This is a genomic window from Gloeobacter violaceus PCC 7421 (assembly GCF_000011385.1).
Classification (GTDB): Bacteria; Cyanobacteriota; Cyanobacteriia; order Gloeobacterales; family Gloeobacteraceae; genus Gloeobacter; species Gloeobacter violaceus.
Genome location: NC_005125.1, coordinates 2,546,093 through 2,571,794, shown reverse-complemented (window position 1 = coordinate 2,571,794; position 25,702 = coordinate 2,546,093). Strand labels below are relative to the sequence as shown.

The window sequence follows — 25,702 nt, the reverse complement described above, 5'->3', positions numbered from 1 at the left end:
GGTGCCAAGGGATGGAGCGATGTCGCCAATTGGTGGAAAAGCTGATGAGCTTGCGGCGCAGATGGCTGAAGCAATATCGTCAGGGTCAACGGGCTCTGATGCTTTTGCAGCTTACTTCCTGAGCGCTCTGTCACCCCGTCAACTATACTCCTAACGATTGATAAGCTTAGCAGTAACGCGGCTCTCCCAGAATCTGGGTTCTCCAGTGGTCCAAGTATTCTGAAAGCAGCAATTCAGGAAGCTTTTCAACTGTCCGGTCGCCCTCACGATATTGCCAAACTTTTTGGACGCCGACGCTTATCCTCAGGTTGCCAATTGGCTCTTCAGAGCCCACAGGTATGCGCTCGATATCGTAATAAAAATTGTGCTGATCGCAGGCTTCGAGCAGAGCAACAATCAGGGCTCCTTCACCTGTAGGATGCCAACGGGCGCAGTGCATAATCTCAAATCCGTCACTGGATAAACGGCAACGCTCAGGTTCCAATCTTGACCAGATGCGCAGCAATTCCTCCATGACCTAATTGTAAATTGCGACGGGACACCTGACCACTCGGCTCACTCCCAGCAGGATTAAGGGCTATGATATGCCCCGGCCTCTACCGAGTGCTGTCATGCCCCTGCTGAGCGATCCGTTGTTGCTGTGGCCCACGGCCGATTCGGTGCGCGTCGTCTGGTTCACCGAGGGCCGGGGCGAGCACCACCATGTATGCGCAGGCGACAACCTCGAACGGCAGATCCCGGCGCAAAGCCGCCGCCTGGACCACCTGGGCGAAGATGCCCGCTCTCACGTCGGGGAGCAACACGGCCAGGGGGAACTCTATAAACACATCCATCGGCGCGACATCCACCGTCACGAAGCGATCGTGGATGCCCTGGTTCCCGGCGAACGGGTGCCCTACCAGGTGGTAAGCGATGTGGACGGACAGCAGGCAAGCAGCGAGATTTACACGCTGGCTGCGGCTCCCACCCCGGGCACGCCTTTAAACATCTTGCTCACCTCGGATCACCAGATCCTGCCGATGGTGGCGGCCAATCTCGAAAAAGTCGCCCAGACGGTGGGCCGCGTCGATGCGGTGTTTTTTGCCGGGGATCTGGTAAACGTGCCCGATCGGGCAAGCGAGTGGTTCGACGACAACCGGGGAAACGCTTTTTTTGCCTGCCTGCAGGGCCGCGCCCACTACCCGCTCGGAGGACGCCTCTGGCGGGGTGGAGAAATCCTGCAGTACGCGCCGATTTTTCCATGTATCGGCAACCACGAGGTGATGGGGATCGCCACCGGTCCAGACGCGCTCAATCTATCGTTTGCCCGGCCGCGCCAGGCGGCGCGCGATCTGGGTTTTGCCCAGGACCAGCTCGAAGCCGAATCGTTCAATACCTGGAGCTACGAAGCGATCTTTGGCGTTCCTCCTTACTACGCGGTGAGCTTCGGCGACGTGCGGCTAGTGTCTTTGTACGCGACGCGCATCTGGCGCTCACCCGAACCGGGTACGCGGGGCAAATACGGTGAGCATCCCGAAGATCTGGCCGACCCAAAGCGGTGGGGCTATGGCGAATTAATTTTCGAGCCCATCTGCGCAGGCAGCGCCCAGTACGCCTGGTTGGAGCGCGAACTCGCTTCTTCTGCGTTTCGCACCGCCCGCTTTCGGGTCGTCATGCTCCATCACCCGGTGCACGGTCTTGGCGGAAATATCGTCCCCCCTTACACCGACCCGCATCCCCACATCGAGCGCGACGCAACTGGCCAGGTGACGGCTGTGGGCTACAGCTATCCGAAAGCTGAAGATGTCCTTATCCGCGACCTCCAGCCGCTGCTGGAAGCCTCTGGCGTGCAACTGGTGCTCTTCGGCCACTGCCATCTGTGGAACCGCTTCACCAGTGGCGCCACCCACTATCTGGAAACCTCCAACGTCGGCAATACCTTTGGCGCCTACCCGCCCGGCCGTCCGCGCAGCCCATTGCCCGCCGGGGACGATTACCAGCCTACCGGCGACCCGAACGGCCTGGAGCCCGTGATCCCCAACCTGGCACCCCTCATCGACCCCGACGGCAAGCCGCAGGCTTATCTGGCCAGCAACGAGATCACCGCCTTCAGCATCCTCGAGACCGCCACCGGTACGGTGACCAGTTACCGCTTCGACACCCGCGAACCGGACAGTCCCGTCATCGCCTTCGACGCATTTGGCCTCGCGGCGCTTTGAGAGCGCCGGGCGTCTGCCAGAATTGATCTAGCTGTCCTCACTGCCGGAGTTGCGAAGCGCCTATGGAACTGAAGATCCCCAAGCCCGTCGAGATCAAATCGGCCAAGGAGTTGGAGAAGATGCGCACCGCCGGCAGGTTGGCCGCCCAGTTGCTTCAGTACATCGAACCCTTCGTGCAGCCCGGAATCAGTACGCAGGAACTCGACGATCTTTGCGCCGAGTGGACCAAGGCCCGCGGCGCGGTGAGCGCCCCTCTGGGCTACCACGGCTATCCGAAGCACACCTGCACCAGCATCAACCAGGTCGTCTGCCACGGCATCCCCAACAAAAAGCAGCTGCTCAAAGAGGGCGACATCATCAACATCGACGTCACCCCCATCCTGGATGGCTGGTACGGCGACTCCAGCAAGACTTTCTGCGTGGGCAACGTCAGCGCCGAGGCGCAGCGGCTGGTCGACGTCACCTACGAGTGCCTGATGGTGGGGATCGCCGAGGTCAAACCGAACGCCCGCGTGGGCGACATCGGCGCGGCCATCCAGGCCCACGCCGAAGCGGCGGGTTTCAGCGTCGTGCGCGATTTTGTCGGCCACGGCATCGGCCGGACCTTTCACACCGAACCGTGGGTGCCCCACTTCGGCGTGCGCGGCAAAGGAACGCGCCTGCGGCCCGGTATGGTCTTTACGATCGAACCGATGATTAACGCCGGGAGCTGGGAGGCGGTGGTACTGCCCGACAAATGGACAGCGGTCACCAAGGACGGCTCGCTGAGCGCCCAGTTCGAGCACACCGTCGCTGTCACCGAGGACGGCGTCGAAATTCTGACGCTTTTACATTGAGCGACACTCACTGCCATCAAGCCATGGTTCTCTCTTTGCATTTGAAACCCGTACTCATGCTCGACGATGACCAATTTTTTGAGCTGTGCGGGATCAATCGGGACTTGCGTCTGGAGCGAACCGCCCAAGGAGAATTGATAATCATGGCTCCTGCTGGAGGTGACAGCGGTCGCCGGTGCGCCAACTTTCTCATCGAGCTTGGCTTCTGGCATCGCCGAAACAACCTCGGAATCGTTTTTGACTCCTCCACTGGGTTCAAGCTGCCCAACGGAGCTGACCGCTCTCCCGATGCCGCCTGGGTAAAACTGGAGCGTTGGCAAGCCCTGAGCGAATCGCAGCGGCGCAAATTTCCGCCTCTGGCTCCCGATTTTGTTACCGAAATCCGTTTCCCCAGCGACGCTCTCAAAACGCTCCAGACCAAGATGCAGGAGTACGTCGATTGCGGTGTGCAATTGGGATTTTTGATCGACCCTGAAACCCAACGGGTCGAAATTTATCGGCCGGGCCGGGATGCAGAAGTACTCCAGTCTCCGCAGGTGCTCGACGGCGAAGACGTCCTGCCGGGGGCACGCCTGAATCTACAGGACGTTCTGTTCTGATCTGAGCACTTCCAGGACCATTTCGATACCGCGCAGGGTGGTCGCCAGTTCCATGCTCGCTTTGCCGGGATAGCGAACGGCCTGCTCCGGCAGATAGGGAATGTGGATGAACCCGGCGCGCACGGGGGTGGCTTGCCCGAGATGGTGCATCAGGCCGTAGAACGTGTGGTTGCAGACAAACCCCCCGGCCGTGCGCGAAATTTCCGCCGGGATGCCCGCCGCCAGTAGCTTTGCCACGATCGCCCGCACCGGCAATGTCGCGAAGTAAGCTGCCGGAGCGCCGGGCTCGACGGGAATCTCGACCGGCTGCTGACCCTTGTTGTCGGGGATGCGTGCCTCATCGAGGTTGAGGGCGACCCGCTCGATCGAGATGGCCGCGCGTCCCCCGGCTTCGCCGAGACAAACCACCGCCTGCGGGCGGTGGCGCTCAAGGGCCGTGCGCAGACAGGCAATCGAGGCGCCGAAAACGGTCGGCAACCGCTCCGCCGCCACGGTGCAACCGGAAATTCGCCGCTCCGCCAGTCGGCTTGCCACTTCCCAGGAGGGATTGACAAGCTCCCCCGCGAAAGGCTCGAAGCCGGTCAGCAGAACCCGCATGGGCTACCGGGGCACCACAAGTTCGTCGTACTTGGCGCGCACCTGCTGGATATCCTGCCAGGCGAGCCACTTGGGGCTGCCCGCGTCGCGGCTCGGGTTGCGCAGCAAAAAGGCCGGGTGAAAAAACGGCATCACCCACCGCCCCTGCCACTGCAACCATTGGCCCCGCAACTTGGTAATGCCGCGCTTGTCGCCGGTCAACCCTTCGACGGCGGTTCCCCCCGCGAGCAGCAAGATTTTTGGATCTATCATGCGGATCTGCTCGTTCAGGTAGCCCAGGCAGGCTTTCATCTCCTCGGGGGCGGGCTTGCGGTTGCCCGGCGGCCGGCATTTGACGATGTTGGCGACGTAGACGTCCTTTTCGGTGTCGAACTGCACCGCCTCCAGGATTTTATCGAGCAGTTGCCCGGCTTTGCCCACAAAGGGAATGCCGGTCAGATCTTCGTTTTCTCCCGGTCCTTCGCCAATCACCATCAACAACGCCTGGGGGTTGCCGCGGCCCACCACCGCGTGGGTGCGGGTCTTGCCCAGTTCACAGCGAAAACAGGCGTTGCAATGGGTGCGAATTTGCTCGAAATCGCTGTAGGTGCCCGGCACGATCGTAACGCCGGCATCGTTGGGGATGCGGTCGAACTGCACCTGGGGCGGTGCCGCCTCGGATAAATTAAAAAGGCTGACCTGCTCTTCGGCCATGGAAGCGACAATTTGCGTCAGCCCAGTTTAACTCAGACAAGCCGGGGGCGAGCCTCGCGGCGGATGTACTTGCACAGGCGCAACTGGTTACCGGGGGGCACCCACTGCACCTCATCGAAGATCTGGCGCAGGATAAACAGCCCCCGACCGCACTCCCACTCGACGCAGGGTGCCGCCTCGGGGCACGGGCCGTTCGGGTCGAAACCGGCTCCTTGATCGATGATGGTCCAGAGGTACTGACTGGGACCGACCGTGAACTGCACCGTGACCTGTTTGTGGGGGTCCAGGCAATTGCCGTGGCACGCGGCGTTGACCAGGGCTTCTTGCAGACCCAGCCGCACATCGGAGCGCCACAAGGGCGAAACTTCGGCCAGCAGCAGATCAAGAATCGGTCGCAAGTAAAGGGTCGAAGCGAAAGTGACGGTACGCTGCTCTTGTTTGTAGGGCTGGAGAGCAATAGCGATCACAGGGGGCCTGCCTTCTTTTACCCGCGTCTATCCCCATTTTAACGGAGTCAAAGCCGGGATAAAACTTAAGATTTCCGAAATTCGCTCTCCGGGCGGAGCGCATCTGTTTCTTCAGCAGGATGACGCACTGGTGGGGCGGGATTTTGCGGCCCACCGAGGGCAGCTACCAGCGCCTCGACCACCCGCGATACCGGTACAATCTCCATGCCGGGGGCAGCGATTGCCGAACCGCGGGGCACGATCGCCCGACGGTAGCCGAGTTTGAAGGCTTCTTTGAGGCGCAGTTCCAGTTGGGAGACGGGGCGCACCTGACCCCCCAGGCCAACCTCGCCCAACAGCACCGTGTGCGGATCGACGATGCGATCGCGAAAACTGGCGGCCACCGCAACGGCCACCCCCAGATCGGCGGCGGGTTCGGAGACGTCGAGCCCCCCCACCGAGGCGACGTAGGCATCGAGTTTGGAGAGGGGAATGCCGACGCGCTTTTCGAGTACCGCCAGGATCTGCAGGAAGCGGTTGTACTCGATGCCGGTGGCGGTGCGGCGCGGCGAGCCGTAGCTGGTGGGGCTCACCAGGGCCTGCAGTTCGACCACCAGGGGCCGGGTGCCCTCGCAGGCGACGATCGTGGCGGTGCCGGGGGCAGGTTCGTCGCGGCTGGTCAAAAACAATTCCGACGGATTTTCGACCTCCGCCAGACCCCGCTCGCCCATCTCGAAGACGCCGATTTCGTGGGTGGCCCCGAAGCGGTTTTTGACCGAGCGCAGCAAACGGTGGCTCTGAAAGCGGTCGCCTTCAAAGTAGAGCACCGTATCGACCAGGTGTTCGAGCACCTTGGGTCCGGCGAGGGATCCTTCTTTGGTGACGTGTCCGACGATAAACAGCGTGATGCGCGTGCGCTTGGCCAAACGCATCAGCGAGGCGGTGCACTCGCGCACCTGGGAGACCGAACCGGCGGCGGCGGTGAGCGCCCCCAGATAGACAGCCTGGATCGAATCGACGACGGCAATACCGGGCTTGAGGCTCTCCAGTTCGCTCAGCACCGCCTCAAGCTCGGTCTCCGCCAGCAAAAAGAGCCCCGGCGCCGCCACCCCCAGCCGTTCGGCGCGCAATTTCACCTGCTGGGCCGATTCCTCGGCGGCGACGTAGAGCACCGTTTGTGCTTGCGAAAGCCGGCAGGCGGTCTGCAGCAGCAGCGTCGATTTGCCGATCCCCGGATCGCCGCCGATGAGCACCAGCGAGCCCGGCACCACACCGCCGCCGAGTACCCGATCCAGTTCGCCGAACCCCGAAGGGACGCGACTGTGCTGACTCTGGTCGATGGCGTCGAGGGCGACGGCGGCGCGCGGCCGGGGCGCGGCCGGGGTGGGGGAGCGGTGAGCGGCCGGGGTCGGGGAGACGGTCTCCTCGACAAAGCTGTTCCAGGCGTCGCAGCCGGGACAGCGCCCCAGCCAGCGGACGTTTTCGTAGCCGCACTCGGTGCAGGTGAACTGACTGCGCGTCTTGGCCATGGTGGTGAACGGGTGTCCTTATATATTATCGCCCGTCGCGGAGGTCCAGTCCTTGATCCCGGTCTCGCTCATTCTCCGCTTTGGGGGAGCGTTCGCCACCCCACCGGCGGCGTAGCCTCCCAGACCGTCGGCTAACCACCACTCGCGGGTATCGGGCTTGTTTGTCATGGGGTGCGTCGTACTCCCGGATCAAGACGGCGCAAAACTTCCGGCGGGCAAACCGGTGCGCTTTAGACGATGCTATAGAGAAGAGCCGCTACGACAATTGTGTTCCTAAGATCCGTTCAGTTGCACGATTTTCGCAACTACGCCGAAGCCGACCTCGAACTGACCAGCCCCAAGACGATCCTGGTGGGCGACAACGCCCAGGGCAAATCCAACCTGCTGGAGGCGGTGCAGTTGTTGGCCACGGGGCGCTCGACCCGGGCTCTGCGCGACCGGGAACTGATCGCCCGGGGCAAAGAGCAGGCGCGGGTGGCAGCAACGGTCGAGCGGCTCGGAGATACGGTCGAGTTGGAGATGATCCTGCGGGCGGGCAAACGGCGCACTGTGCGTGTGGGGGGCGAGACGCGCCGCACCCAGGTGGAGGCGCTGGGGTATTTGCACTGTGTCTCTTTTTCGAGTCTCGATCTCGATCTGGTGCGCGGAGCGCCCGAGACGCGCCGCGACTGGCTCGACGGCATCTTGCTGCAACTGGAGCCGGTCTACACCAATGTGCTTGCCCAGTTCGTGCAGGCGCTCCACCAGCGCAACGCCCTGCTGCGCAGTACAGAGCTGTCCCCGGACGCCCTCGCCGAACAGTTGCCCTGCTGGGACGATTTGCTGGTGCGCGCCGCTACACCCGTGATGCGCCGCCGTCACCGCCTCATCGAACGGCTCGCCCCCCTTGCCCGGCGCTGGCACGGCTCGATTAGCGGCGGACGCGAGACGTTTGCGGTGCGCTACCAGCCGCAAATCAGCTTCGAGCAAGAGGATGCCCAGAGTGTCCAGCAGGCATTGCAGGAGTTGCTCAAAGAAAAACGCACCCTCGAAGGGCGCCGCGGCACCAGCCTGGTGGGACCGCACCGCGACGAAGTGGATCTCAGTATCGATGAAATCCCGGCCCGCCAGTTCGGTTCCCAGGGGCAACAGCGTACCCTGGTGCTCGCCCTCAAGCTGGCGGAACTGGAGTTGCTTGAGCAGGTGACCGGCGAGGTGCCTTTGCTGTTGCTCGACGATGTCCTTGCTGAACTGGATCTGCACCGTCAGGACCAGCTGCTGGGAGCTATCCAGGAGCGGGTGCAGACGATTGTGACCACCACCCATCTGAGTTTGTTTGATAGTCAGTGGCTACAGTCGGCGACGGTGCTCACGATCGAAAAGGGGAGGATTGGCTCCCCCCCTGCACCCGCTTGAAGGGGGAGAGCTACTGCAGGGAGAAGGTGACCGGGATGCGCACCCACGCCCCCACCGACTCCTCCCCCCGCCGCGCCGGCTCGAACTTCGTGTTGCGCACCGCCGCCAGCGCCGCATTGTCCAACTCGCTGTGCCCGGAAGATTTGGCCACCTGCACCTCGCCCACCGAACCGTCCGCGTTGATGTAAGCCTTGACGATCACCCGACCTTCCCAGTTGTTCTGCTGGGCGATTTCCGGGTACTCCGGCTGCACCGCCCCCTTCGGACGGGCGTTCACCAACGGCGGCGGCGGCGGTGGGGGCGGCGGCGGCGTCTCCACCACGTCCGTCCCGCCGCTGCCGCCATCGACACCCAGAGGCGCAATGCTGCCAAAATCGTCGCCCTTTTCGGTGCCGTAGCCGGTGCCGCGCGAACCGGCCAGTTGGTTTTCGCTGACTGTGCCCGCATCGGCGCTCACCGCCTTGGAAGAGAGGATCGTCCGCGAGGCTTTGGCCTTTTGGGGGGCGCTCTTTTTGGGAACGGGCTTTCTGGAGAAGCTCTTCGGTTCGGGCGGTTTCGGTTTGGGCGGTTCGACTTTTGGTTTGGGAGGCGGCAGTTTGGGAGCCGTCTCGACCATGACCATTTTTTGGGCCTTGGGGATTTCGGGAGGCTTCGGTTCGGGCAGTTTGAGGGCGAACAGTCCGGCGTGGAGGAGGGCGGAGCCTACCACGCAGGCGAGGATGAGTTTGAGGCCACCGTCGTCGTCACTCGGTGTCCGTTGCCATAGCGATCCGGGTTGCATTGACCTTCCTGAGTTCATCGAGTACGAATACAACGTACTGGTACTCCGCCTCCTTGCTGCCGGCCACTACCACCATCCGGTTGGGGTCTTTGTCAAGTTCAGCCTTGACCGTCGGGCCGACCTTCGCTAGCTCGATGGGCTCCTTATCCAGGAGGTATTTGCCCTTGTCGGTGATGGTGAGCGTCAGCTGCTGGCTGAGCACCTGCTGCTGGTCGGACGGAGCCACCTTGGGCAGATCCAGCGGCAGCCCCTGCTGGGTGGTCAGAAAGATCGACGCCAGCACAAAAAACGTCAAAATCGAAAACAGCACGTCGATGAGCGGTACGACGTTAATCTCGCCTGCCGACCCGCCCTCTTCGTCGCTGTCGCTGAGCTTGACCGTCATCGCTTCACTCCCTCGGTCTCCGCCATCCGCCAGCGCAACTCCAGCTGCGTCCCCGCCGTCTCCATCAGCACAATCTGACGGCGGGCCAACGCCCGAAACAAACTCGCAAATATCAGCGTAAACAGCGCCACCATCATCCCCGTCGCCGTCGCAATCAGCGCCTCGGAAATGCCACCCGCCACTTCCAGACCCTTGCTGGAGGCCTCCGTACCCAACCCCAGCGACGCAAAGGAATTGATCAGACCCAGCACCGTTCCCAACAGACCCAACAACGGCGACAAGGTCACGATCGTGTCCAGTACCGACACGAAGCGCTTCAGCTTCGGGATCTCGGTTTTGGCCGCCCCTTCGATCGCCAGGCGGAAGGCCGTCTCGTCGTCGGTGCGCACCGAGAGCGCCGAACCGAAGATCCGACCCAGCGGAATGTCCGCATTTTCGTTAATCAGCCGCCTGAGCTGGTCGGGCTGGTAGCGCTCGGTGGCGAAGGCCTGTTCGACGAAAGCCTTCTGGCGCGGCAGCAGGCGGACGTAGTAGATGATGCGCTCGATGATGATGGCCAGGGCGATGATCGAGCACAGCAGCATCGGCCACATGACGATGCCGCCCCGCACAAACCAGTCTATTACTGCCATGGTTCCTCCCGATGACGATGGCTAATGGGCTCCAGTTTGTCTTGTAGCGCAATTTGTGCGCCGAGGAAGCTCCCCATAAACATTCACTGCGCAACGGCTGACTATTTACTGTAACGAAATCGAAGCCGGGTTGTGAGAGAATCACAAATTGTTCCGGTCGGACCGCCACAGGCAGCACTGCAATGGGATGATTCGCTATAATAAGTCAAAAATTTTCAAAGGAGTTTCCCTTGGCCGCCACCGTCGTCTCCGGAGCCCAGGTCGCTATCGCTTTCGTCGTCGCCTTAATCGCGGGCATCGCCGCTTTGCTTCTATCGACCGCCCTCGGCAAGTAATCACACCACCATGACCCGAACCGCCACCTATCCCGGCCGCACGCGCCGCGGCGCCACGGCTTCTTTGCTGTGGGGGCCCGCCCTGGGATGTGCCCTCGTCGTCGCTCTGTGTGTGGCTGCCGGCCTGCACCTGTGGCATCTTTGGCGGTTCCAGAGCGGGCAGTACGCCCATCTGAGCGCTCTGGAAGCCGCCCTCGTCAATGCCCAGACCCAAAAGCAGCAGCAGCAGGAAGAACTGGTGCGCCGCTTCGATCCGCAGCAACTGCAGCCGCTGTTGCGGGAGCGCTACGGCTGGGTGGACCCGCGCGATCTCATTGTCAAGCTCAAAGCCCCGGCCACAGCCCCGGCGCCCAGGCTCTAGCGCTGCGCCTCGCGCGCCCCGCCCGCCGTGGTGCGCTGCAGCTCGCGCAGCCAATCGGTGATCTGACGCGACAACTGCTGCACCCCCAACCCCGTCTCGCCGATCAGGTGGCGGAATTGGGCTGCGTAGAAATCGACGGCCCGCTCGAATTCGGCGGTCGGGGGCGGCTCCTGGCCGCGGCGCACATAATTGCCGCCGATGATCCGGTCGAATTCACCCGATTGGATCCAGCGGGTCAACTCGGAGACGCGGCGCACGGCGTAGGGGTGGGTGGTGCCCAGTTCGCCAAAAAAGCGCAATCCCCGATCGACGTAGTCGTCCCAGGTCTCGTACTGGCTCGCCTGCTGGATAAAAGCATCGACGTTGAGCCCCTCGACGTTGCCGCCCGCGAGCTTCATCAAGGTGCGGCAGTGAATGCGCGGGTCGCGCACCACCAGCGCGGCAGCCCGGTCGCAGCTCAATTCCGAAGCGCGCGACCACTCCTGCAACACCAGGATGATCGCTTGAATGGGCAGATTACCCAGGGGTGGTAAGGGCAGGGTACTGAGGCTGACGTTGAGCAGCAGAGCGAGCACCGTGCGGTAGAGGACGTGCTCCGAGAGAATATGCCCCACCTCGTGGGCAAGCACCGACTTCAGTTCGTCCTCTTCGAGGATCGAAGCGAGGCCCGAGTTGAGGATGATGATTGGCCGGTCGGCCCCGAAGGCCATGGCGTTGACCTGGGGCGTCTGCAATAGATACAGCTCGTAGACCGAGGGCATATCGAGCGTGTCGAGGCAGGAGAGGTACGCTTGATGGATTTTCGGCAGCTGGTTCGGCCCCAACCGGATGCCGTTACCCAGCAACTGCTGCTTGAAGGAGCGCTCCAGGCCGAATTCGAAGAGCTTCTTGATGAGCACGTCGATAAACGGGATTTGCTTGAGGGCGGCGGTGGCGGCGCGGTCGGCCGGGTGCTCGTAGGCTTTGGGGCTGATGCCGGTCAGCCGGTAGGGCGTAGGCGCAGTGCTGCTGCTGGTGGTCATACGGAATGATCGAAATCGATTGGCTCTATTGTGCACGCTCAGACGGCGTACCTGCCCGGAACAAATCCTGAAACTCCGCCAGCACCCGCTCCAGACCCACCGCCCGCGAAGCCTTAAATAAAAGGCGATCCCCCGGTCGCACCCGATCTGCCAGATATGCGGCCACCGCCCGGTGGTCGGCAAGCTGTACCGCCGGAAGATCTCCGGCTCCTGCAAGCAACGCTTCGGTGTCCTCGCCCGCCTCCAGAACCACCACTTCGTCGAGGGCCAGACGGCGGCAGTGCTCGCCCAGGACGCGATGCAGCTCCCGGCTGAATTCGCCCAATTCACGCATCTGTCCTAGAACCGCGATCCGGCGGCCGGGCAGGCCGGCAAGCCATGCAAGGGCGGCGCGGGCCGATTCGGGGGCGCTGTTGTAGGTTTCGTCAATCAGTTGCACGTCGCCTTCAAGGGCGATCACCCGGCTGCGGCCGGTGGGTAACTGAAGATCTTTGAGGCGCTCGCGCACCTGGAGCAACTCCAACCCGAGGTGGCGGGCGACCGCCAGGGCGGCCAGGAAGTTGAGGTGGTTATGGCGGCCCGGCAGGGGTGGAATAAAGGCGATCCCATCGACGTGCAGGTGCACGCCGTCGAAGCTGCCCATAACATCCCCGGCATCAAGACCATAGGTGAGCACCGGCCCCGCCCAGTGGCGGCGGGCGGTGGAAAGCAGCCGCTCGTCTTCGCCGTTGAGAACGGCGATCCCTGAGCACGGCAGCTCGGCGAGCAGTTCGCACTTGGCGTCGGCGATAGCGGCGTGGGAGCCAAGCCGTCCGATATGGGCGCTGCCGACGTTGGTAATCACCCCGACATTCGGGGCGGCACAGCGGGCGAGGCGAGCAATCTCCCCCGGGCCGCGCATGCCCATCTCGACCACGCAGTAGCGGTGGGCACCGGTGAGTTGGAGCAGCAACTTTGGCACGCCCACGTCGTTGTTTTCGTTGCCGGGCGGGGCGAGGACCGGTCCGGCGGTGGCGAGCACGGCGCGAATCAGTTCGCGGGTGGTGGTTTTGCCGGCCGAACCGGTGACGGCCACCACCGGCAGCGTGCAGCGATCCCGCCACCAGCGCGCCAGCGTCTGATAAGCCTCCAGGGTGTCGGCCACCCGCAGATGAGGCACCGCCACCGGCCGCTCGGCAATCACCAGGGCCGCCCCCCCGGCCACCGCCTGCCGCGCGTAGTCGTGGCCGTCGAAGCGTTCGCCCCGAAGCGCCACGAACAGCGCTCCCGGCGCGAGGGCGCGTGTGTCGGTCCCGACGCCCCGCACCGACATCGGAAGCGTTCCTTCCGCCTCGGCGCCCAGGAGGGTTTGCAGTGTCTGTGTGTCGATTTCAAACATAGGGCACTATCCCATCTGCAGCAGGCGCTCAGCCGCTTCGGTCGCCTGGCGGCGCAGGTCGGTGACGATCCCCACCAGTTCCTGGCCGACGTGTAGATGCTGGTAGTCGTAATTGAGCGTGAAGTAGCGCAATTCGTCGAGGGCATCACCCAGCTGGTTGAGGCTGTGGTAGAGCAGTTCGGCCACCAGCGCCGCTCCCGCCGGGTTGGGCCGCGAAGCAAACAGCGCCTTCGCCTGCTGATAAATGACCTGCGAGCGCTCCAGATAAGCCACAAATTCGGCGATCAGTTCGTCGTCGTAGGGGTCGTAGGCAAGCTCATCGAGCTGCCGCCGGAAAGGGCGGATCACCCGGTAAATGGCGGCGTTGACCGGCCGGTAGATGTCTCTCAGCCAGCGCTGGCGCTCGCTATCCTCGCTGGCGCCCCGCCCGAAGGGGGCGCGCGGGACCGTCTGGGTGGCAACCCGGCTGGGGCGCTCATCGCCATGGGCCAATAGCCGATCGTAGGACTGGCGCCGCTGCGGCTCGCTCAAGACCTCGTAAGCTTCGTTAAGTATCACCATCCGCTGGTGACCGGCGAGGGCACCGGTGTCGGGATGGTGCTGCTTGGCCAGCCGCCGGTAAGCCGCACGAATCTCCTCCGTCGTCGCCGACGGCTCGATGCCAAGAGTCTGATAGTGGGTCGGTGTGCTCACTTCACCAGTTTAGGGCCGCCTGCGCACGGGATCATCGCCTCTATCGGGCGTTTTGGACAACTATTCGGCTACGAGAGGACGAGAAGCGCCGTGCATGGGTCTGTGTCCAGCGCATGGATGTCCTGCTCGTAGAGCATGAGCAGTTGAACAAGTTGCTGCCGAGTGCAATTGCCGACGCACAGCCAAACGATTTTGGGTGGATGTCCGTAGAGCAAGCTACGCTGCTGAAAATCGGAGTCCTTCGAGACGATAGTGAAGCCGTTGACGCGGGCATACTCCCAAACATCCTCGTCGGTAAGTCCAAGTAGCCCACACTCGCGGACATGCACGCTGTCCGGAAAAAGCGCCGCTAGCAGGCGGGGTAGCTTGGGCGAGAGGTTTTCATCAAAGAGCAGCTTCATACGGAACGACGTTCATACGGCGGTCACGGTCTGCGGCAAAGGCAAAGCACGCTTGAATGTCGTCGGCGGTGAGGTCAGGAAAATCCTCCAGCACCTCGGGAATGGTCATTCCGCCCCCAAGATAATCGAATACATCGGTCACGGTGATGCGGGTGCCGCGGATGCAGGGCTTTCCGCTGCGGATGCGCGGGTCAATGGTGATGTGTTCGCGGTAATTCATGGCGAGAGCATGGGTTGTTGGGCTTTTCGATTCTAAAGAGCAGGTGTCACTCAGCCAGCTTGCGCAGAGGCGCCAGGCGCGGGTCGATCACTTTTTTGCCCTGGCCGGGGAAGCTGATGGCCAGGTACTGCTTCTCGCCCACACCCAGGACGTGGGTAATCTGCCCGAGACCGAACTGGTCGTGCTCGACCCGGTCGCCCACCGCCCAGTTCTGGGCGGGGCTTTTGCGCCGCGCGGGCGGGGCGAGCGGCGGGACGGCGGCCGGGCGGGCGGCAATCCGCTCGGCCCGGTCGCGCCTCCGGTCGGCAAGACCCTTGCGCACGCGGGTACCGGCCAGTTTCTCGGCGGGCAGTTCCTTGAGAAACTGCGACGGGATGGCGGGCTGGCGGTCGCCGTAGAGGCGGCGGGCCTGGGCATAGCTCAAGAACAGACGCTCCTTGGCGCGGGTGATCCCCACGTAGCACAATCGGCGCTCCTCCTCGATGGCGGCGCTGTCACCGTCTTGAATCGCCCGAAAGTGCGGAAAAAGGCCGTCTTCGAGGCCGCCCAAAAACACCACCGGAAACTCCAGACCCTTGGCGGCGTGCAGCGTCATCAGCGAGATGCGCTCGGCCCCCGCTTCGAGATTGTCCAGATCCGACGCGAGCGAGACATTGGCCAAAAAGGCTTCGAGCGTCGCGTTTTCGGGATCTTCGCTTTCTTCTTCGAAGCGCTGGACCACCGAGCGCAACTCCAGGACGTTTTCGAGGCGCCCCTCGGCTTCCTCGGTGCCTTCTTCCTGAAGCATCTGCACGTAGCCCGACTCTTTGAGAACCGTATCGAGCAGTTCCGAGACGCGCACCCGGGCGGCCAGCTCCTGCAGGCGCTCGACAAAGCGCACGAACTGGAGAATTGGTCCGCTGGTGCGCCCGGCCAAATTTTTAATACTCGTCTCGTCGGTGAGCAGTTGCCATAGCGAAGTCTGGAGCATCCCGGCCCCGGCTTCGAGCTTATCCAGTGTCGTTTTGCCGATGCCGCGGCGCGGCGCGGACATCGAGCGCTTGAGGGCGACCGAGTCGGCGGGATTGTGGATCGCCTTGAGGTAACTCAGAACGTCCTTGATCTCACGGCGGTCGTAGAAGCGCAAGCCGCCCACCACCGTGTAGGGCACCCCCCAGCGCGAAAGCGCCTGCTCGATGGGCTGCGACTGGGCGTTGACGCGGTAGAGTACCGCAAAGTCGTTCCAGGGACGAGTGTCGGCGTCTTTGAGTTTGCGCAGTTGCCCGACAATGTACTCAGCTTCGGCCACCTCGTCCTCCGCCTCGTGCAGCGACACGGGCAAGCCCGCCGGACGGGTGGCCCTCAGCACCTTGTCGATGCGCTCGATGTTGTTGGCGATCAGTTCGTTGGCGACATCGAGAATCGTGGCCGAGGAGCGGTAGTTCTCTTCGAGCTTGATGAGCGTCTCGGTCTCGTCGTCGGCTAGGCCGTCGCCAAAATCGGACTGAAAATCCATCAGGATGCGAAAATCCGCCTGGCGAAAGCTGTAGATGGCCTGGTCCGCGTCGCCCACCACAAAGACCGACCGGTCGCGCCAGTCCCACTCGCTTTTGGGTTGGTTGTTGGTGGCGAGTAGGCGAATCAGGTCGTACTGGGTGCGGTTGGTGTCCTGGTACTCGTCGACCAGGATGTGACGGAAGCGGCGGTGCCAGTAATCGAGCACGTCGGGGCGCCGGCGCAACAACTGCACCGGCACCCAGATCAGATCGTCGAAATCGAGGGCGTTGTTGCGCGCCAGCTGGTCCTGGTAGCGCTCGTAGACCTGGGCGATCGTGCGGGCGCGCAGCGAACCGCCTTCTGAGTGCTGGTATTCTTCCGGCGAAAGGCCCTGGTTTTTGGCGCCGCTGATGGCGAAGCGCACCGAGCGGGGCACGTAGCGGCGGTCGTCCAGGTTGAGCTGCTTGGTGACGATGTCTTTGATCTGATCCTGCACGTCCGATTCGTCGAAGATCGTGAAGTTGCGCTGCCAGGTGCGCCCGCGTTGGTCGGTGTACTTGTCGATGTCGTAGCGCAGCATACGGGCGCACAGGGCATGAAAAGTCCCCACCCACAAAGGCTGAATCAATTCCCGGCGCACCCGGCCTGCGATGGCGCGCCGCTCGGGGTCGGGCAGGGCGGCAAACGCCTCACCGCCGCGGCTTCTGGCGGTGCGCTCGCAAAAGAGTTGCAAGATGCGCTCCTTCATCTCGCCCGCTGCTTTGTTGGTGAAGGTGACCGCCAGGATGTGCTCGGGGTCCACCTGGTAAGTCTCGATGAGATGGGCGATGCGATAGGTCAGTACCCGCGTCTTGCCGCTACCCGCACCCGCCACCACCAACAGCGGACCGTTGAAGCGCTCCACCGCTTTTTGCTGCGAAGGATTGAGCAAAGCATCCATACCGAGGACCATCGGGCCGCCTCTTGTGTCGTTTCTTTTCTGCACTATCCTACTCGCTGCCGGTGGTGGAGCCGATGACAAAGCCCAAAGGATGCAGTAGTGTCTTATACATCACAACCTGGAATGTCATGAACGAGCAGTACCTGCAACATCCGCATTTCGGGTTGATGTTCCTGGTATGCAGTCTGGGACCGAAGAAGGGTCTATTTGCAACCCTTTACGCCCAGCGGATGTTGTTTGTCGTCACCGAGACCGAAGCAGAGACGATGCAGTTCGAGTCGCTCAGCCGACTGCAGGCTCGACAGTTGATCGACGATCGGATGCGGGCCTGTCGGCGCGGCACCCTCGAACTTGATCACCAGACCCTTGACCGCATGAAAGCCTTCTATCAGCACGCGCTTTGATCTGACGAATTAGCCCGCCGGTTGATAACAGGCCCAGTGCCGCTCGGCAGCGTACTGGGGATCTTTGACGGTCGCCCCGTGGGAACTACCCATGGGTTTGTTTGTAAGGGTGAGGTAGCCGTTGTCGGAGGCGGTTGTTCCTGCAGAAGCCGAAAGGCCAAGGGTTGCAAAGTTGGTCAGAATTTTAGGAGCCTGAGTGTCGATCTGGTGCACGACGGCGCGCATCGCCGAAACGGGTGTGACAAAGGGTGTGGTGATCCAGGAGGCGGAGGCGTACCCATCGCCGTCGATCACCGCGTCTACGATCGACGAGAGATAGCAGACATTCGCCACCCCAAACGCCTGGGCCAATAGACCCACGTGACCGCCTCCCTGGCTGTGGCCGCCCAGAAGCAATTTCGACCAGTCGATGGTCTCCCCACCGATGGCTTCCGGCAGGCGCACCTCCGGAGGCAGGTTGACCTTGAGGTAGGCCACCAGGCGTTCGAGCCGGTTGATTAGCGAATTGGGATAATCCACTGCCACCACCGGCGAGACCGCCTCGCCGTAAACCACCTCGCGGCGGGCCGGGCCGTAGCAGTCGGGATCTTCGCCGCACAGGCTGCCGATGCTCGTCGAATTGGCGTAGGCCAGCTGGAGGACCAGCAAACCTGCCGAGGCGCCTTCATCGAGGATATTGGCGATCATGTATTTGCCGCTGATGGGGTTGTAGGGGCGGCTGTTGCTTGCCAACAGGAAAACCAGCACGCCTTTGAGGTCTTCGAGCTTTGCCGGGAAGGCCACCGCGTGGTAGCCGTAGCCGGTCTGGCCGCTCACCCGATCGGCAATGGCCGGGTCGGTAGCCGAGGGGGCGATTGCACAAGCCAGATTACCGCTTGCAAAGATCTTGCTCGCCTGGGTGCCCGTCGGGCAGACCGCCGGGTCTGCCGAAGCCGCTACAGTCGAACTGAGCAGACCGGCCAGCAGGCAGGCGGCCAATGGAAACCATCTGGAGATCATAAGTAAGCTCCCGGATAATCCGACAGCAGCCCTGCAATCCGCAGTATAAGCGGGCAGGGCCGTGGGGACAGTCTATCCACCACCCGCCAATCGGGATAGACGTCGAATTACCGAATTGTTGGGGTTCTTATCCTGCCCATGCCGTAGGAATACCGCAGGCACCCCCCAAAATGGATGGCCCCCTAAACGACACCAACCTTCAGGGTCATCCCTGCGCTGCGCAGCCGTTCTGCCAGCACTTCTCCAAGCCCGGTTGCAGGTGTCAGGACACCGCCTCGCTGTTGTCCACCCGGCAACTCATCGGTGTTCAAGACCAAGCTCAGAGCCGACTCGCACAGGAATTTGACCGTGGCGCGGTTGCCTGGATCTCCCTGGTCACAGATCAGTCCCTTCACCCGGCGCCCGTCCTCAGCGACTCCCAAAAGTTCACAGCGGAACCAACCCTCGTTCATCGTCTGCTCGGAGGGACCACTGCCGGGCTCGGGAAGCAGCGATTGCAGTAACGGCCGCAGCGGGGCTTGTTGCATAATTCCTGCAAACAAGGCCGTGCCGACGGTGACAACCGTGGCCTGTAGCCACGCCAGCGGTGGATCGAACTTGAGATATTCCTGGTAGACGAATTGCGGACCGTAAGGCTCTTGCCACTGGTCATAGAGGGCACGGCTGCGGCGCACGACGCGGGTGTTCACCAGGCCCATGAAGAACGGTCCAACCCAGGTATCCACACCGGCATCGTACTCGGGGGCCTCCGGGTCCCGATTGCGCTCCAATTCCGTGCTGGAATGTTCACCCGGCGGATCCAGCAGAAAGAGATCGCTCACCCGGGCCGCCCGCCCGGAATCGTACAAATTCAGTCCAGAAGCGAGGGTGCCGCCGTTCAAGCCGCCGTACATCTGAAAATAGGCCTTCACCGCCCGGCAGGACACTCCCCATTCTCGTTGCAGGTGCCGAACCATCAGGTAACTGCCCAGATCCGACGGCACTGAATCGAACCCGCAGCAAGGAATGATCCGAGTTCCCTCCGATGCGGCCCGCTCGTGATAGCGGTCGATAAGATCTCTCACCCAGGGGGTTTCGCCGGTGATATCGACATAATGCGTTCGCAACCGGACGCAAGCATCGACGATGGCGTCTCCGTAGAGGGCAAAAGGCCCTGCTGTGTTTAAAATGACGCGGGTCTGGGCTGCGACGGCATCGAGGGCAGGCTGGTCGGTGCTGTCAGCAATCAGGACATCCACATTGGTGCCAAGCTGAGCCTTGAGCGATTCGAGTTTTTGTCGATTCCGGCCCGCGATTGCCCAATGGACCGCACCGGGGCGAGTGTGTCGAGTAAAGTACTGTGCTGTCTGTTGGCCGACGAAGCCGGTAGCTCCGTAAAGTACGACATCATAGCGACGGTCAGTCATGGTACTTATTTTCCTGCATCACCAAAAGCGCGTTAGACCGATTGTCGGTTCGTATTTTTTCAGTTTTGTGGGTGGCAGGTATCACTGTATGACCGCAAGGTCGCAATCGGTGGTACTACCGTCGGGGTGAACCCAGCGCACGACGGCCGCACCCAGAGCCCGACCGTGGGCAATTGCCTCCTCACCGGTGCGGCCCAACAGTTCAATCTCCACCCGCTCGCCGGGAGCGCAGCGCAGCTTATCCGCCTCAGCCAGGGCCGCCTCCCAGGCGTCCGGCCCGTCGGGCACCACCAAAAAGCCACCCCCCACCGTGCGGCCGGGCAGTTTGCCGGTGGGCAAGAGTACCTGCTGGAGCGCTTCGAGGTTCAGGGCAAAGCCCGCCCCCGGCGCCGGTTTGCCGTAGGAACCCAGCAGATGGTCATAGCGGCCCCCACGGCCGATCAGACGCCCCCCGGCGCTCACCTCGAAGATGAGGCCCGTGTAGTAATCGAACGCTTCGACCAGGCTCAAATCGAGCACCACCGGCACCGAGCGGCCCCTCAGCCAGCCGGTGAGCGTCTCCAGTTCGGCGAGTTCCGCGCGCTGGGCGTCGCTCATCGGCAGCGAGGACGCCTTGCTGAGCACCATTTCCGGTTCGCCGCGCAGGTCAAACAACAACAACAACTGGGATCTGACCGCCTCGTCGATGCCCGCTTCAGCAAGAATCGCCACGCGGTCGAGTTCGGCCATCGCCCGGCGCAGCCGGTGGCGGGCGGGTTCTGCCACCTGGGCAAGCCACGAACGGGTAAACGCGACCGCGCCCAAAATCAGCGTCCAATCTGGCGGAGCCAGTTCGGCCAGGCACTCGGCGAGTACAAGCAGCACCTCGGCGTCGGCGAGCACCCCGCCCGCGCCGATCAGTTCCACCCCGGCCTGGTAAAATTCCTGCGGCTGCGTGGTGCTGCGAAAGACGTTCATCTGATACGAGAGCCGCACCGGCAAGGGCGCATCGGCAAGGCGCGTGGCCACCGCCCGCGCCAGCGACGGCGTCGGGTCGGGTCTGAGGCCCAGCGACACCCCCTCGGCGTCGCGCAGCTGCAAGATCGCCTGCAGGTCGACCGAACCGCTCGCCTGCAGCGTCTCCATCCGTTCGAGGGTCGGAGTGATGATGCGCTGGTAGCCCCAGCGGGTGAACACCCGCTGCAGGCGCTGTTCGATCCAGAGCTTTTGCGAGACGTCGAGGGGCAGCAAGTCGCGCACCCCGGTCGGCGGTTGGTACATGGGAGAACCGAGTTGTGTCCTTTCCTACTGTACGGCTGGGGTGGGGGAGATTAGCCTGCCGGAAAGCGCCTTTGCTTTGATGAGCAGCTTGTCGGATTGGTCGGCCCCTTCGAGCACTTTGAGGGTGTACTGAATTTCTTTGAGGGCTGTGGAGCGATCCCCTTCGGCCAGGGCAATCTCCGCCAGTTCGTAGTGCGCCTCCGGCAAAGCGGGGATCACCTGTAAAGCCTTCGCAAGGGAAGCCTTCGCATTCGCCGGATCGCCCAGCAGCCGGTAACAGCGGCCGATGTCGGCATGACTCTCCGCATCCGTTGGATTTCTCTTCAGATGCCGCTGATAGAACTGCAGAGCCTGCTTGTAGTCCTTGCGCAATTCGGCGACCCCCCCGCGGCGGCGCTCCAGCTCGATAGCATCGATCAGCTGGTCCAGGCTGTAGCGGTGCAGCGTGGCTTCAATCTGGGGAATGAGCGGCTCGGCTCGCGCGGCATCTTCAAGGGCCAAGTAAACCCTCAGGTAGCCCATTTGGACAAACGTCGCCAGCAGCGGGCTGGACCCCACCTGAGCCTGCATTCGCTTCAAGGCGGCAAAGGCCATATCTTGCTGCCCGACCAGCACGTAACTATCGAGGATGAATGCCTGGTTGAGAAGGGAGTTGATGAGACCGTTGTTGGTCGTTAGGAATTGGGGGATCAGTGGAACAACCTTTTGCCACTGGTGGCGCAGGCTGTAATGTGTGAGCAAATTTGCGTAGGCATTCTCTTTCTGGTCGGAGGTCCGACTGTTGGCCAGGGCAAGGCGATTGAATTCAAGCGCTCCGGCAAATTCGCCTGTACTGCTTGCCAGCGATGCCAACCCGAGCTGAGCCCCGGTATTGTTGTCGTCGAGGGCCAGGGATTGCTGGTACAAGGAGCGAGCCTGCTCGAATTGCCCCTGCAACCGATAGGTATCCGCCATGTTTTCGTAGGCTGTAGACCTTCGTTCTTCGCGGTTGCCGAACTGCTCAAAAAGGCGTAGAGCTTCTGCATAGCGTCCGTTTTGCCGTTCCAGCAAACCCATTTGCAGCAAGTGGCCGGATGTCTCGGGATCAAGCTCAAGAATCCGTTGGAACGTGGCAATGGCCCGGTCCTGCTGTGCAGTGTTCATGTAATGCACAGCGAGGCGGCGGTGCGCCTGGAGATCGTCCGGATAGAGAGCGACCCACTTCTCGATAGCCTGCAGCGCTTCCTCCGGCTGTCCCTTTAACCAGATCCAGGTCCGCAGAAAAAACTGGTACCGCTCGATCAGCTTGAAAGCGTACTGTTGTCCTTTTTCATAGTGACGTTCGGCCTGATCGATCTTGGCGGCCAGCAAGGAGCTTTCAATCTGCTCCAGATAGGCGGTGGCGAAGCTCGGGTCCGCCGCAGTCGCCTGATCGAACTGCTGCAACGCTGCCGGGTAGTTTCCGTCAAAATCGGCAAAGTTACGGGCCAGGGTGAAGTGTTCCAGAGCGGTAAGCGAACGGGTGAGCACTTCGGCCACCGGAAAATCAGCGATCGAATCGATGTGCTGGGCGGGTACATCGAGGTCTCGCTTGAGTTGCACCGACATGTCGTCGACTAGCTCAAACAGGTTCGTTCCCTGGTAAGTGCGGCGGGCCAAGCGTTTGACCCGTTCGGTCTCGTAAAGATCGACACGAACGGAAAACCGATCCCCGGTTTTGGTCACGGTGCCGGTGACGATGTAATCGAGTCTTTGATACTTAGCGATCTGGCGCTCCAGCCCCAGGGCCAGCACATCGCGATAGGAAAACCCTGCCCGCCGGATCCGGTCGACCAGGTTGTAGCTGTCCTGCAAGCCCAGATAAAGATCCTGGGAAAGGTCCGTGGCGAGGACAATCGGAATGCCCTGTTGCAGCCAATCAAGTTTCGGGTCGCCGCTGGTGTTCTCGAAGAAAAATAGCGCCAGGCGCTTGCGAAAGGCGCTTTTGGGCACCTGCCGCTCGACGGTGCGCCCGGAGCTGTCTTGAAGGGTGACCGTCTGGTTGATGCTGCCCAGTTCCTGACCTTGGAAATTCAACCACAGCACCGCCCCTGCCACCGCCAGGTTGACCGGAACGCCGATTTTTTCAACCCAGGTCCAGTGGGGTTCATCGCCCCCGCGAAAGTAAGCGACAGTCAGCACGCTCGGGGTGAGCAGGACCACCAGATAGAAAAAAAAGTCGGTGAGGGCGGGTGCCAGGGCGTAGCGTTCGCTCAGCCAGTCGACAAATTGCAGGACACCCCAGCAGAGCGTCACATAGGCCACCGCCACCTGGGGTACCTTGCGCGAAAGCAAAGAGCCAAGCAACCCGGAAGGTCGCCCCGCGGACGCTCTGAACAGTGTCGGTATTCTCGCCATCAAACCGGTGCAACCTTTGCTTGCGCTGCCCCAAGCTTAGGGGATTGCGCAAGAATGCAAAAGTTCAGCTGGAACTGACCACCGCCACCGGGCAACTGGCCTGGCGCAAGAGGGTATCGACGCGGTGGCCGAAGAAGACCCGCCCCGAGATCGGCCGGATGTTGCTGCCCAGGATGATCAGATCCACCCCTTCGTCGCGGGCAAAGTTCAGGATCTCTTTTTCGGGGCTATTGCCGGTGAGCACCGCTGTATTCACCTGGGCACCGAGGCCGCGGCCGATGTCGGCCTGCTGATCGACGATTTGCTGGGCGATGTCGAGGGCGATGCTCATGTTGTCCTGATCGACATAAAAATCGTCGAACTGCGGCAGGTTGACCACGTGTACTAGTGTGACGAGCGCTTGGGTCTGGGCGGCGATGGTGCTTGCCACCTCGACCGCGTGTTTGCTGTACTCGGTGCCGATCGTGGGCACCAGGATGTGGCGGATCTCCTGCAGGGCAATGGTGCAGTGCTCCCCTTCCGGCCGCGGCAGGTGGGATTTGACCACCATCGTCGCGCAGGGGGCTTCCTGCACCACCCGGTCCACGATCGAATTGAAGAGCGTGCCGTCGGCGAAGCGTTGCTCGGTGGCCCCCATCACCAGCAGGTTGTAGCCTTTAGCCGCCTCGCGCAGGATCACCTCGGCCGGGTCGCGGCCCGATTCGACCCGCGTCTGTAGCGCCTTGGGCAGGCTCATCTCGTCGGCCACCGCAGCAAAGGCGGTCTCGGCACTCGATTCCAGGGCGGCGACGGCGGCGCGGCTTTTGCCCCCCCCGGGCCGATCCCCGCACTCGGCAAAAAGGGCGGTCACTTCGAGCTCATTCTGCTGGGCCATGTGGCTGACCAGTTGGGCCGCAAGCTGCACATTGGCACCGCCGCGGGTGGGTAGGAGCACCCGACGGATGCTTTTGACGAAACTGCGGCTCGCCATGTCTTCCATTTGCAGACGGCGGGCTTCCTCGTCGCCAATCTTGACCTTCGAGAGCGTCCAACGCAGCAGGGGCGGTGCCATCAGCGAGGTGACGATGGCGACCATGACGATGATCGAATACATCTGCTGGTTGAGAACACCCAGCGACAGACCGATGGTGGCGACGATGATCTCCATTGCCCCCCGGGCATTCATGCCGGAACCGAGGGCCAGCCCCTCCCAGTGACCGAGCCCGCCCACACGCGCGCCAATGTAGACGCCCACGAACTTGCCGAAGCAGGCAATAAACAGCACCAGCGCCCCAATCAGCAACGTCTGTGGTTCGAGAAGCTGAAGCAGGTTTACTTTCAAACCAGCGACCGCGAAGAAGATGGGTGCGAGAAAAGCGGCGGTGAACACTTCGAGGGTGTGTCCGGCCTCACGGCTGAAACGCGGCGCCTGACCCACCAGGATGCCGGTGACAAAGGCGCCGAGGGCCGCTTCGATGCCCAGCTGGTGGGTGAGGGCCGCCGCCGCTAGGGCAACGACCAGCACGATCGTGAGCTGAGCAGGTACTCCGCCAATCCAGTCGTCCACCAGCCGCAACAGCTGGGCCACCAGGGTACGGCCGATCGTAAAGGCGACGCCCAGGAAGATCACCGCCCCCCCGATCGAACTCAAGGCGGCGGTGAGGTCGAGCTTGCCGCTGCTGGCCAGACCCGCCACCACGGAGAGCAAAATCCAGCCGATCGTATCGTCGGTCATGCCCGCTGCGAGGGTCACCTGGCCGATGTCGCGGCGGATGAGCTTGAGATCCATCAGCACCTTGGCGATCACCGGAATGGCCGAGATGCTCATCGCCGTGGCGATAAACAGGCTGAAGACGAACCGCTCGGAGGGCTCCGCCAGAAAATTGTCAGGCAGCAGCATGCCGAGGCCGAAGCCGGTGGCAAAAGGGACAACGATTCCCCCCAGTGAGATGAGTAGCGCCGTCTTGCCTTTGCTGACAATCAAGTTGAGATCGGTCTCAAGCCCCGTGGCAATCAACAAAAACAGCACCCCCAGCCAGGAGACCACCGAGATCAGATCCGACTGGATCTGACTTTTGGGAAAGATTTCCGACTGGAGCGCCGGCAGCAGGAACCCAAAGACCGACGGTCCGAGCACCACCCCCGCGAGCAATTCGCCCACCACCGGCGGCAAATCGATGCGGCGCATCAGTTCACCGAGACCCCGGGCCGCAAACAGCAGCAAGGACAGTTGCAACAGCAGCAGCAGCACTTCGTGGTGGCCCAGGGGTTTGATCGGCCCGCTCTGGGCGGTCGCAGCAGCAAAATATAAAAATGAATGCAATGCGGCTTCCACGGTATCGGCCTCCCGGTGTCGCAAAC

The 25,702-nt window shown here is 62.3% G+C and carries 27 protein-coding genes; 7 read left to right on the top strand and 20 right to left on the bottom strand.

The window, feature by feature from the left end:
* Positions 1-166: 166 nt before the first annotated feature.
* A complete protein-coding gene (locus tag GLL_RS12470) occupies positions 167-514 on the bottom strand; it encodes a hypothetical protein (protein WP_011142408.1) in 348 nt (115 codons plus the stop codon).
* Between the two features lie 97 nt (positions 515-611).
* On the opposite strand from GLL_RS12470, the gene GLL_RS12465 reads away from it, so the two are divergent.
* The 3 genes from GLL_RS12465 (at position 612) to GLL_RS12455 (ending at position 3,633) form a co-directional block, all read left to right on the top strand.
* Complete coding sequence (locus GLL_RS12465) at positions 612-2,198, top strand: metallophosphoesterase family protein (protein WP_164929004.1); 1,587 nt, start codon at positions 612-614, stop codon at positions 2,196-2,198.
* Between the two features lie 62 nt (positions 2,199-2,260).
* Positions 2,261-3,034, top strand: a complete 774-nt coding sequence (map, locus tag GLL_RS12460; RefSeq protein ID WP_011142406.1) for a type I methionyl aminopeptidase — start codon at positions 2,261-2,263, stop codon at positions 3,032-3,034.
* Between the two features lie 23 nt (positions 3,035-3,057).
* Positions 3,058-3,633: a Uma2 family endonuclease gene (locus tag GLL_RS12455; protein WP_011142405.1), complete on the top strand. Its 576-nt coding sequence runs from the start codon at positions 3,058-3,060 to the stop codon at positions 3,631-3,633.
* On the opposite strand, the gene pcp is transcribed toward GLL_RS12455, so the two are convergent.
* The 5 genes from pcp to GLL_RS12430 form a co-directional block, all read right to left on the bottom strand.
* Complete coding sequence (gene pcp, locus GLL_RS12450; RefSeq protein WP_011142404.1) at positions 3,613-4,230, bottom strand: pyroglutamyl-peptidase I; 618 nt, start codon at positions 4,228-4,230, stop codon at positions 3,613-3,615. The two genes, GLL_RS12455 and pcp, sit on opposite strands and share 21 nt — an antisense overlap.
* Positions 4,231-4,233: 3 nt before the next feature.
* Positions 4,234-4,923, bottom strand: coding sequence for a uracil-DNA glycosylase (locus tag GLL_RS12445; RefSeq protein ID WP_011142403.1), 690 nt, complete (start codon positions 4,921-4,923; stop codon positions 4,234-4,236).
* Positions 4,924-4,955: 32 nt separating this feature from the next.
* Complete coding sequence (locus tag GLL_RS12440; protein WP_011142402.1) at positions 4,956-5,390, bottom strand: ATP-binding protein; 435 nt, start codon at positions 5,388-5,390, stop codon at positions 4,956-4,958.
* Between the two features lie 65 nt (positions 5,391-5,455).
* Positions 5,456-6,898 (bottom strand): DNA repair protein RadA, encoded by a 1,443-nt coding sequence (gene radA, locus GLL_RS12435; RefSeq protein WP_011142401.1) that lies wholly within the window; start codon positions 6,896-6,898, stop codon positions 5,456-5,458.
* An 18-nt stretch (positions 6,899-6,916) separates the two neighbouring features.
* Positions 6,917-7,066: a hypothetical protein gene (locus GLL_RS12430; RefSeq protein ID WP_164929003.1), complete on the bottom strand. Its 150-nt coding sequence runs from the start codon at positions 7,064-7,066 to the stop codon at positions 6,917-6,919.
* A gap of 99 nt (positions 7,067-7,165) precedes the next feature.
* Between GLL_RS12430 and recF the strand changes: the two genes are divergently transcribed.
* Positions 7,166-8,293 carry a DNA replication/repair protein RecF gene (gene recF, locus GLL_RS12425; protein ID WP_011142400.1) on the top strand — a complete coding sequence of 376 codons (1,128 nt, stop codon included), beginning with the start codon at positions 7,166-7,168 and terminating at the stop codon, positions 8,291-8,293.
* 10 nt (positions 8,294-8,303) lie between these two features.
* Here the strand turns inward: recF and GLL_RS12420 are convergent, their stop codons facing one another.
* The 3 genes from GLL_RS12420 to GLL_RS12410 are packed head-to-tail and all read right to left on the bottom strand — an operon-like array spanning position 8,304 to position 10,091.
* Positions 8,304-9,074: an energy transducer TonB gene (locus GLL_RS12420; RefSeq protein ID WP_011142399.1), complete on the bottom strand. Its 771-nt coding sequence runs from the start codon at positions 9,072-9,074 to the stop codon at positions 8,304-8,306.
* A complete protein-coding gene (locus GLL_RS12415; protein ID WP_011142398.1) occupies positions 9,037-9,459 on the bottom strand; it encodes an ExbD/TolR family protein in 423 nt (140 codons plus the stop codon). Before GLL_RS12415 ends, GLL_RS12420 begins: the two co-directional genes overlap by 38 nt.
* Positions 9,456-10,091 (bottom strand): MotA/TolQ/ExbB proton channel family protein, encoded by a 636-nt coding sequence (locus tag GLL_RS12410; RefSeq protein ID WP_011141387.1) that lies wholly within the window; start codon positions 10,089-10,091, stop codon positions 9,456-9,458. Before GLL_RS12410 ends, GLL_RS12415 begins: the two co-directional genes overlap by 4 nt.
* Before the next feature lie 230 nt (positions 10,092-10,321).
* Between GLL_RS12410 and psaM the strand changes: the two genes are divergently transcribed.
* Complete coding sequence (gene psaM / locus GLL_RS12405; RefSeq protein ID WP_011142397.1) at positions 10,322-10,426, top strand: photosystem I reaction center subunit XII; 105 nt, start codon at positions 10,322-10,324, stop codon at positions 10,424-10,426.
* 10 nt (positions 10,427-10,436) lie between these two features.
* Positions 10,437-10,787, top strand: coding sequence for a hypothetical protein (locus GLL_RS12400; protein WP_011142396.1), 351 nt, complete (start codon positions 10,437-10,439; stop codon positions 10,785-10,787).
* Here GLL_RS12400 and GLL_RS12395 read toward each other — a convergent pair.
* The 6 genes from GLL_RS12395 to GLL_RS12370 all read right to left on the bottom strand — a co-directional run bounded on the left by GLL_RS12395 (position 10,784) and on the right by GLL_RS12370 (position 16,929).
* On the bottom strand, positions 10,784-11,809 hold the full coding sequence (locus tag GLL_RS12395; protein WP_011142395.1) for a M48 family metallopeptidase: 1,026 nt from the start codon (positions 11,807-11,809) through the stop codon (positions 10,784-10,786). The two genes, GLL_RS12400 and GLL_RS12395, sit on opposite strands and share 4 nt — an antisense overlap.
* A gap of 25 nt (positions 11,810-11,834) precedes the next feature.
* Entirely contained in the window at positions 11,835-13,187 is a 1,353-nt protein-coding gene (gene murF, locus GLL_RS12390; RefSeq protein WP_011142394.1) for a UDP-N-acetylmuramoyl-tripeptide--D-alanyl-D-alanine ligase, read from the bottom strand.
* 6 nt (positions 13,188-13,193) lie between these two features.
* Entirely contained in the window at positions 13,194-13,880 is a 687-nt protein-coding gene (locus tag GLL_RS12385; RefSeq protein ID WP_011142393.1) for a J domain-containing protein, read from the bottom strand.
* 68 nt (positions 13,881-13,948) lie between these two features.
* Entirely contained in the window at positions 13,949-14,281 is a 333-nt protein-coding gene (locus GLL_RS12380) for a DUF5615 family PIN-like protein (RefSeq protein ID WP_011142392.1), read from the bottom strand.
* The gene (locus GLL_RS12375; protein ID WP_011142391.1) at positions 14,265-14,501 is read right to left on the bottom strand and encodes a DUF433 domain-containing protein; all 237 of its coding nucleotides are present in this window, start codon (positions 14,499-14,501) and stop codon (positions 14,265-14,267) included. The genes GLL_RS12380 and GLL_RS12375 overlap by 17 nt, the downstream gene beginning before the upstream one ends.
* A 46-nt stretch (positions 14,502-14,547) precedes the next feature.
* A complete protein-coding gene (locus tag GLL_RS12370; RefSeq protein WP_011142390.1) occupies positions 14,548-16,929 on the bottom strand; it encodes a UvrD-helicase domain-containing protein in 2,382 nt (793 codons plus the stop codon).
* A 116-nt stretch (positions 16,930-17,045) separates the two neighbouring features.
* Between GLL_RS12370 and GLL_RS12365 the strand changes: the two genes are divergently transcribed.
* Positions 17,046-17,321 (top strand): PII-interacting protein PipX family protein, encoded by a 276-nt coding sequence (locus tag GLL_RS12365; protein ID WP_164929001.1) that lies wholly within the window; start codon positions 17,046-17,048, stop codon positions 17,319-17,321.
* Positions 17,322-17,330: 9 nt separating this feature from the next.
* On the opposite strand, the gene GLL_RS12360 is transcribed toward GLL_RS12365, so the two are convergent.
* The 5 genes from GLL_RS12360 to GLL_RS12340 all read right to left on the bottom strand — a co-directional run bounded on the left by GLL_RS12360 (position 17,331) and on the right by GLL_RS12340 (position 25,676).
* Entirely contained in the window at positions 17,331-18,320 is a 990-nt protein-coding gene (locus tag GLL_RS12360) for a BPSS1187 family protein (RefSeq protein WP_011142388.1), read from the bottom strand.
* A gap of 182 nt (positions 18,321-18,502) precedes the next feature.
* Positions 18,503-19,726: a saccharopine dehydrogenase family protein gene (locus GLL_RS12355; protein ID WP_011142387.1), complete on the bottom strand. Its 1,224-nt coding sequence runs from the start codon at positions 19,724-19,726 to the stop codon at positions 18,503-18,505.
* Positions 19,727-19,807: 81 nt separating this feature from the next.
* On the bottom strand, positions 19,808-20,986 hold the full coding sequence (locus GLL_RS12350) for an ATP phosphoribosyltransferase regulatory subunit (protein ID WP_011142386.1): 1,179 nt from the start codon (positions 20,984-20,986) through the stop codon (positions 19,808-19,810).
* A 24-nt stretch (positions 20,987-21,010) separates the two neighbouring features.
* Positions 21,011-23,299: a tetratricopeptide repeat protein gene (locus tag GLL_RS12345; RefSeq protein ID WP_164929000.1), complete on the bottom strand. Its 2,289-nt coding sequence runs from the start codon at positions 23,297-23,299 to the stop codon at positions 21,011-21,013.
* A gap of 127 nt (positions 23,300-23,426) precedes the next feature.
* A complete protein-coding gene (locus GLL_RS12340) occupies positions 23,427-25,676 on the bottom strand; it encodes a cation:proton antiporter (RefSeq protein ID WP_011142384.1) in 2,250 nt (749 codons plus the stop codon).
* Between the last annotated feature and the right edge of the window lie 26 nt (positions 25,677-25,702).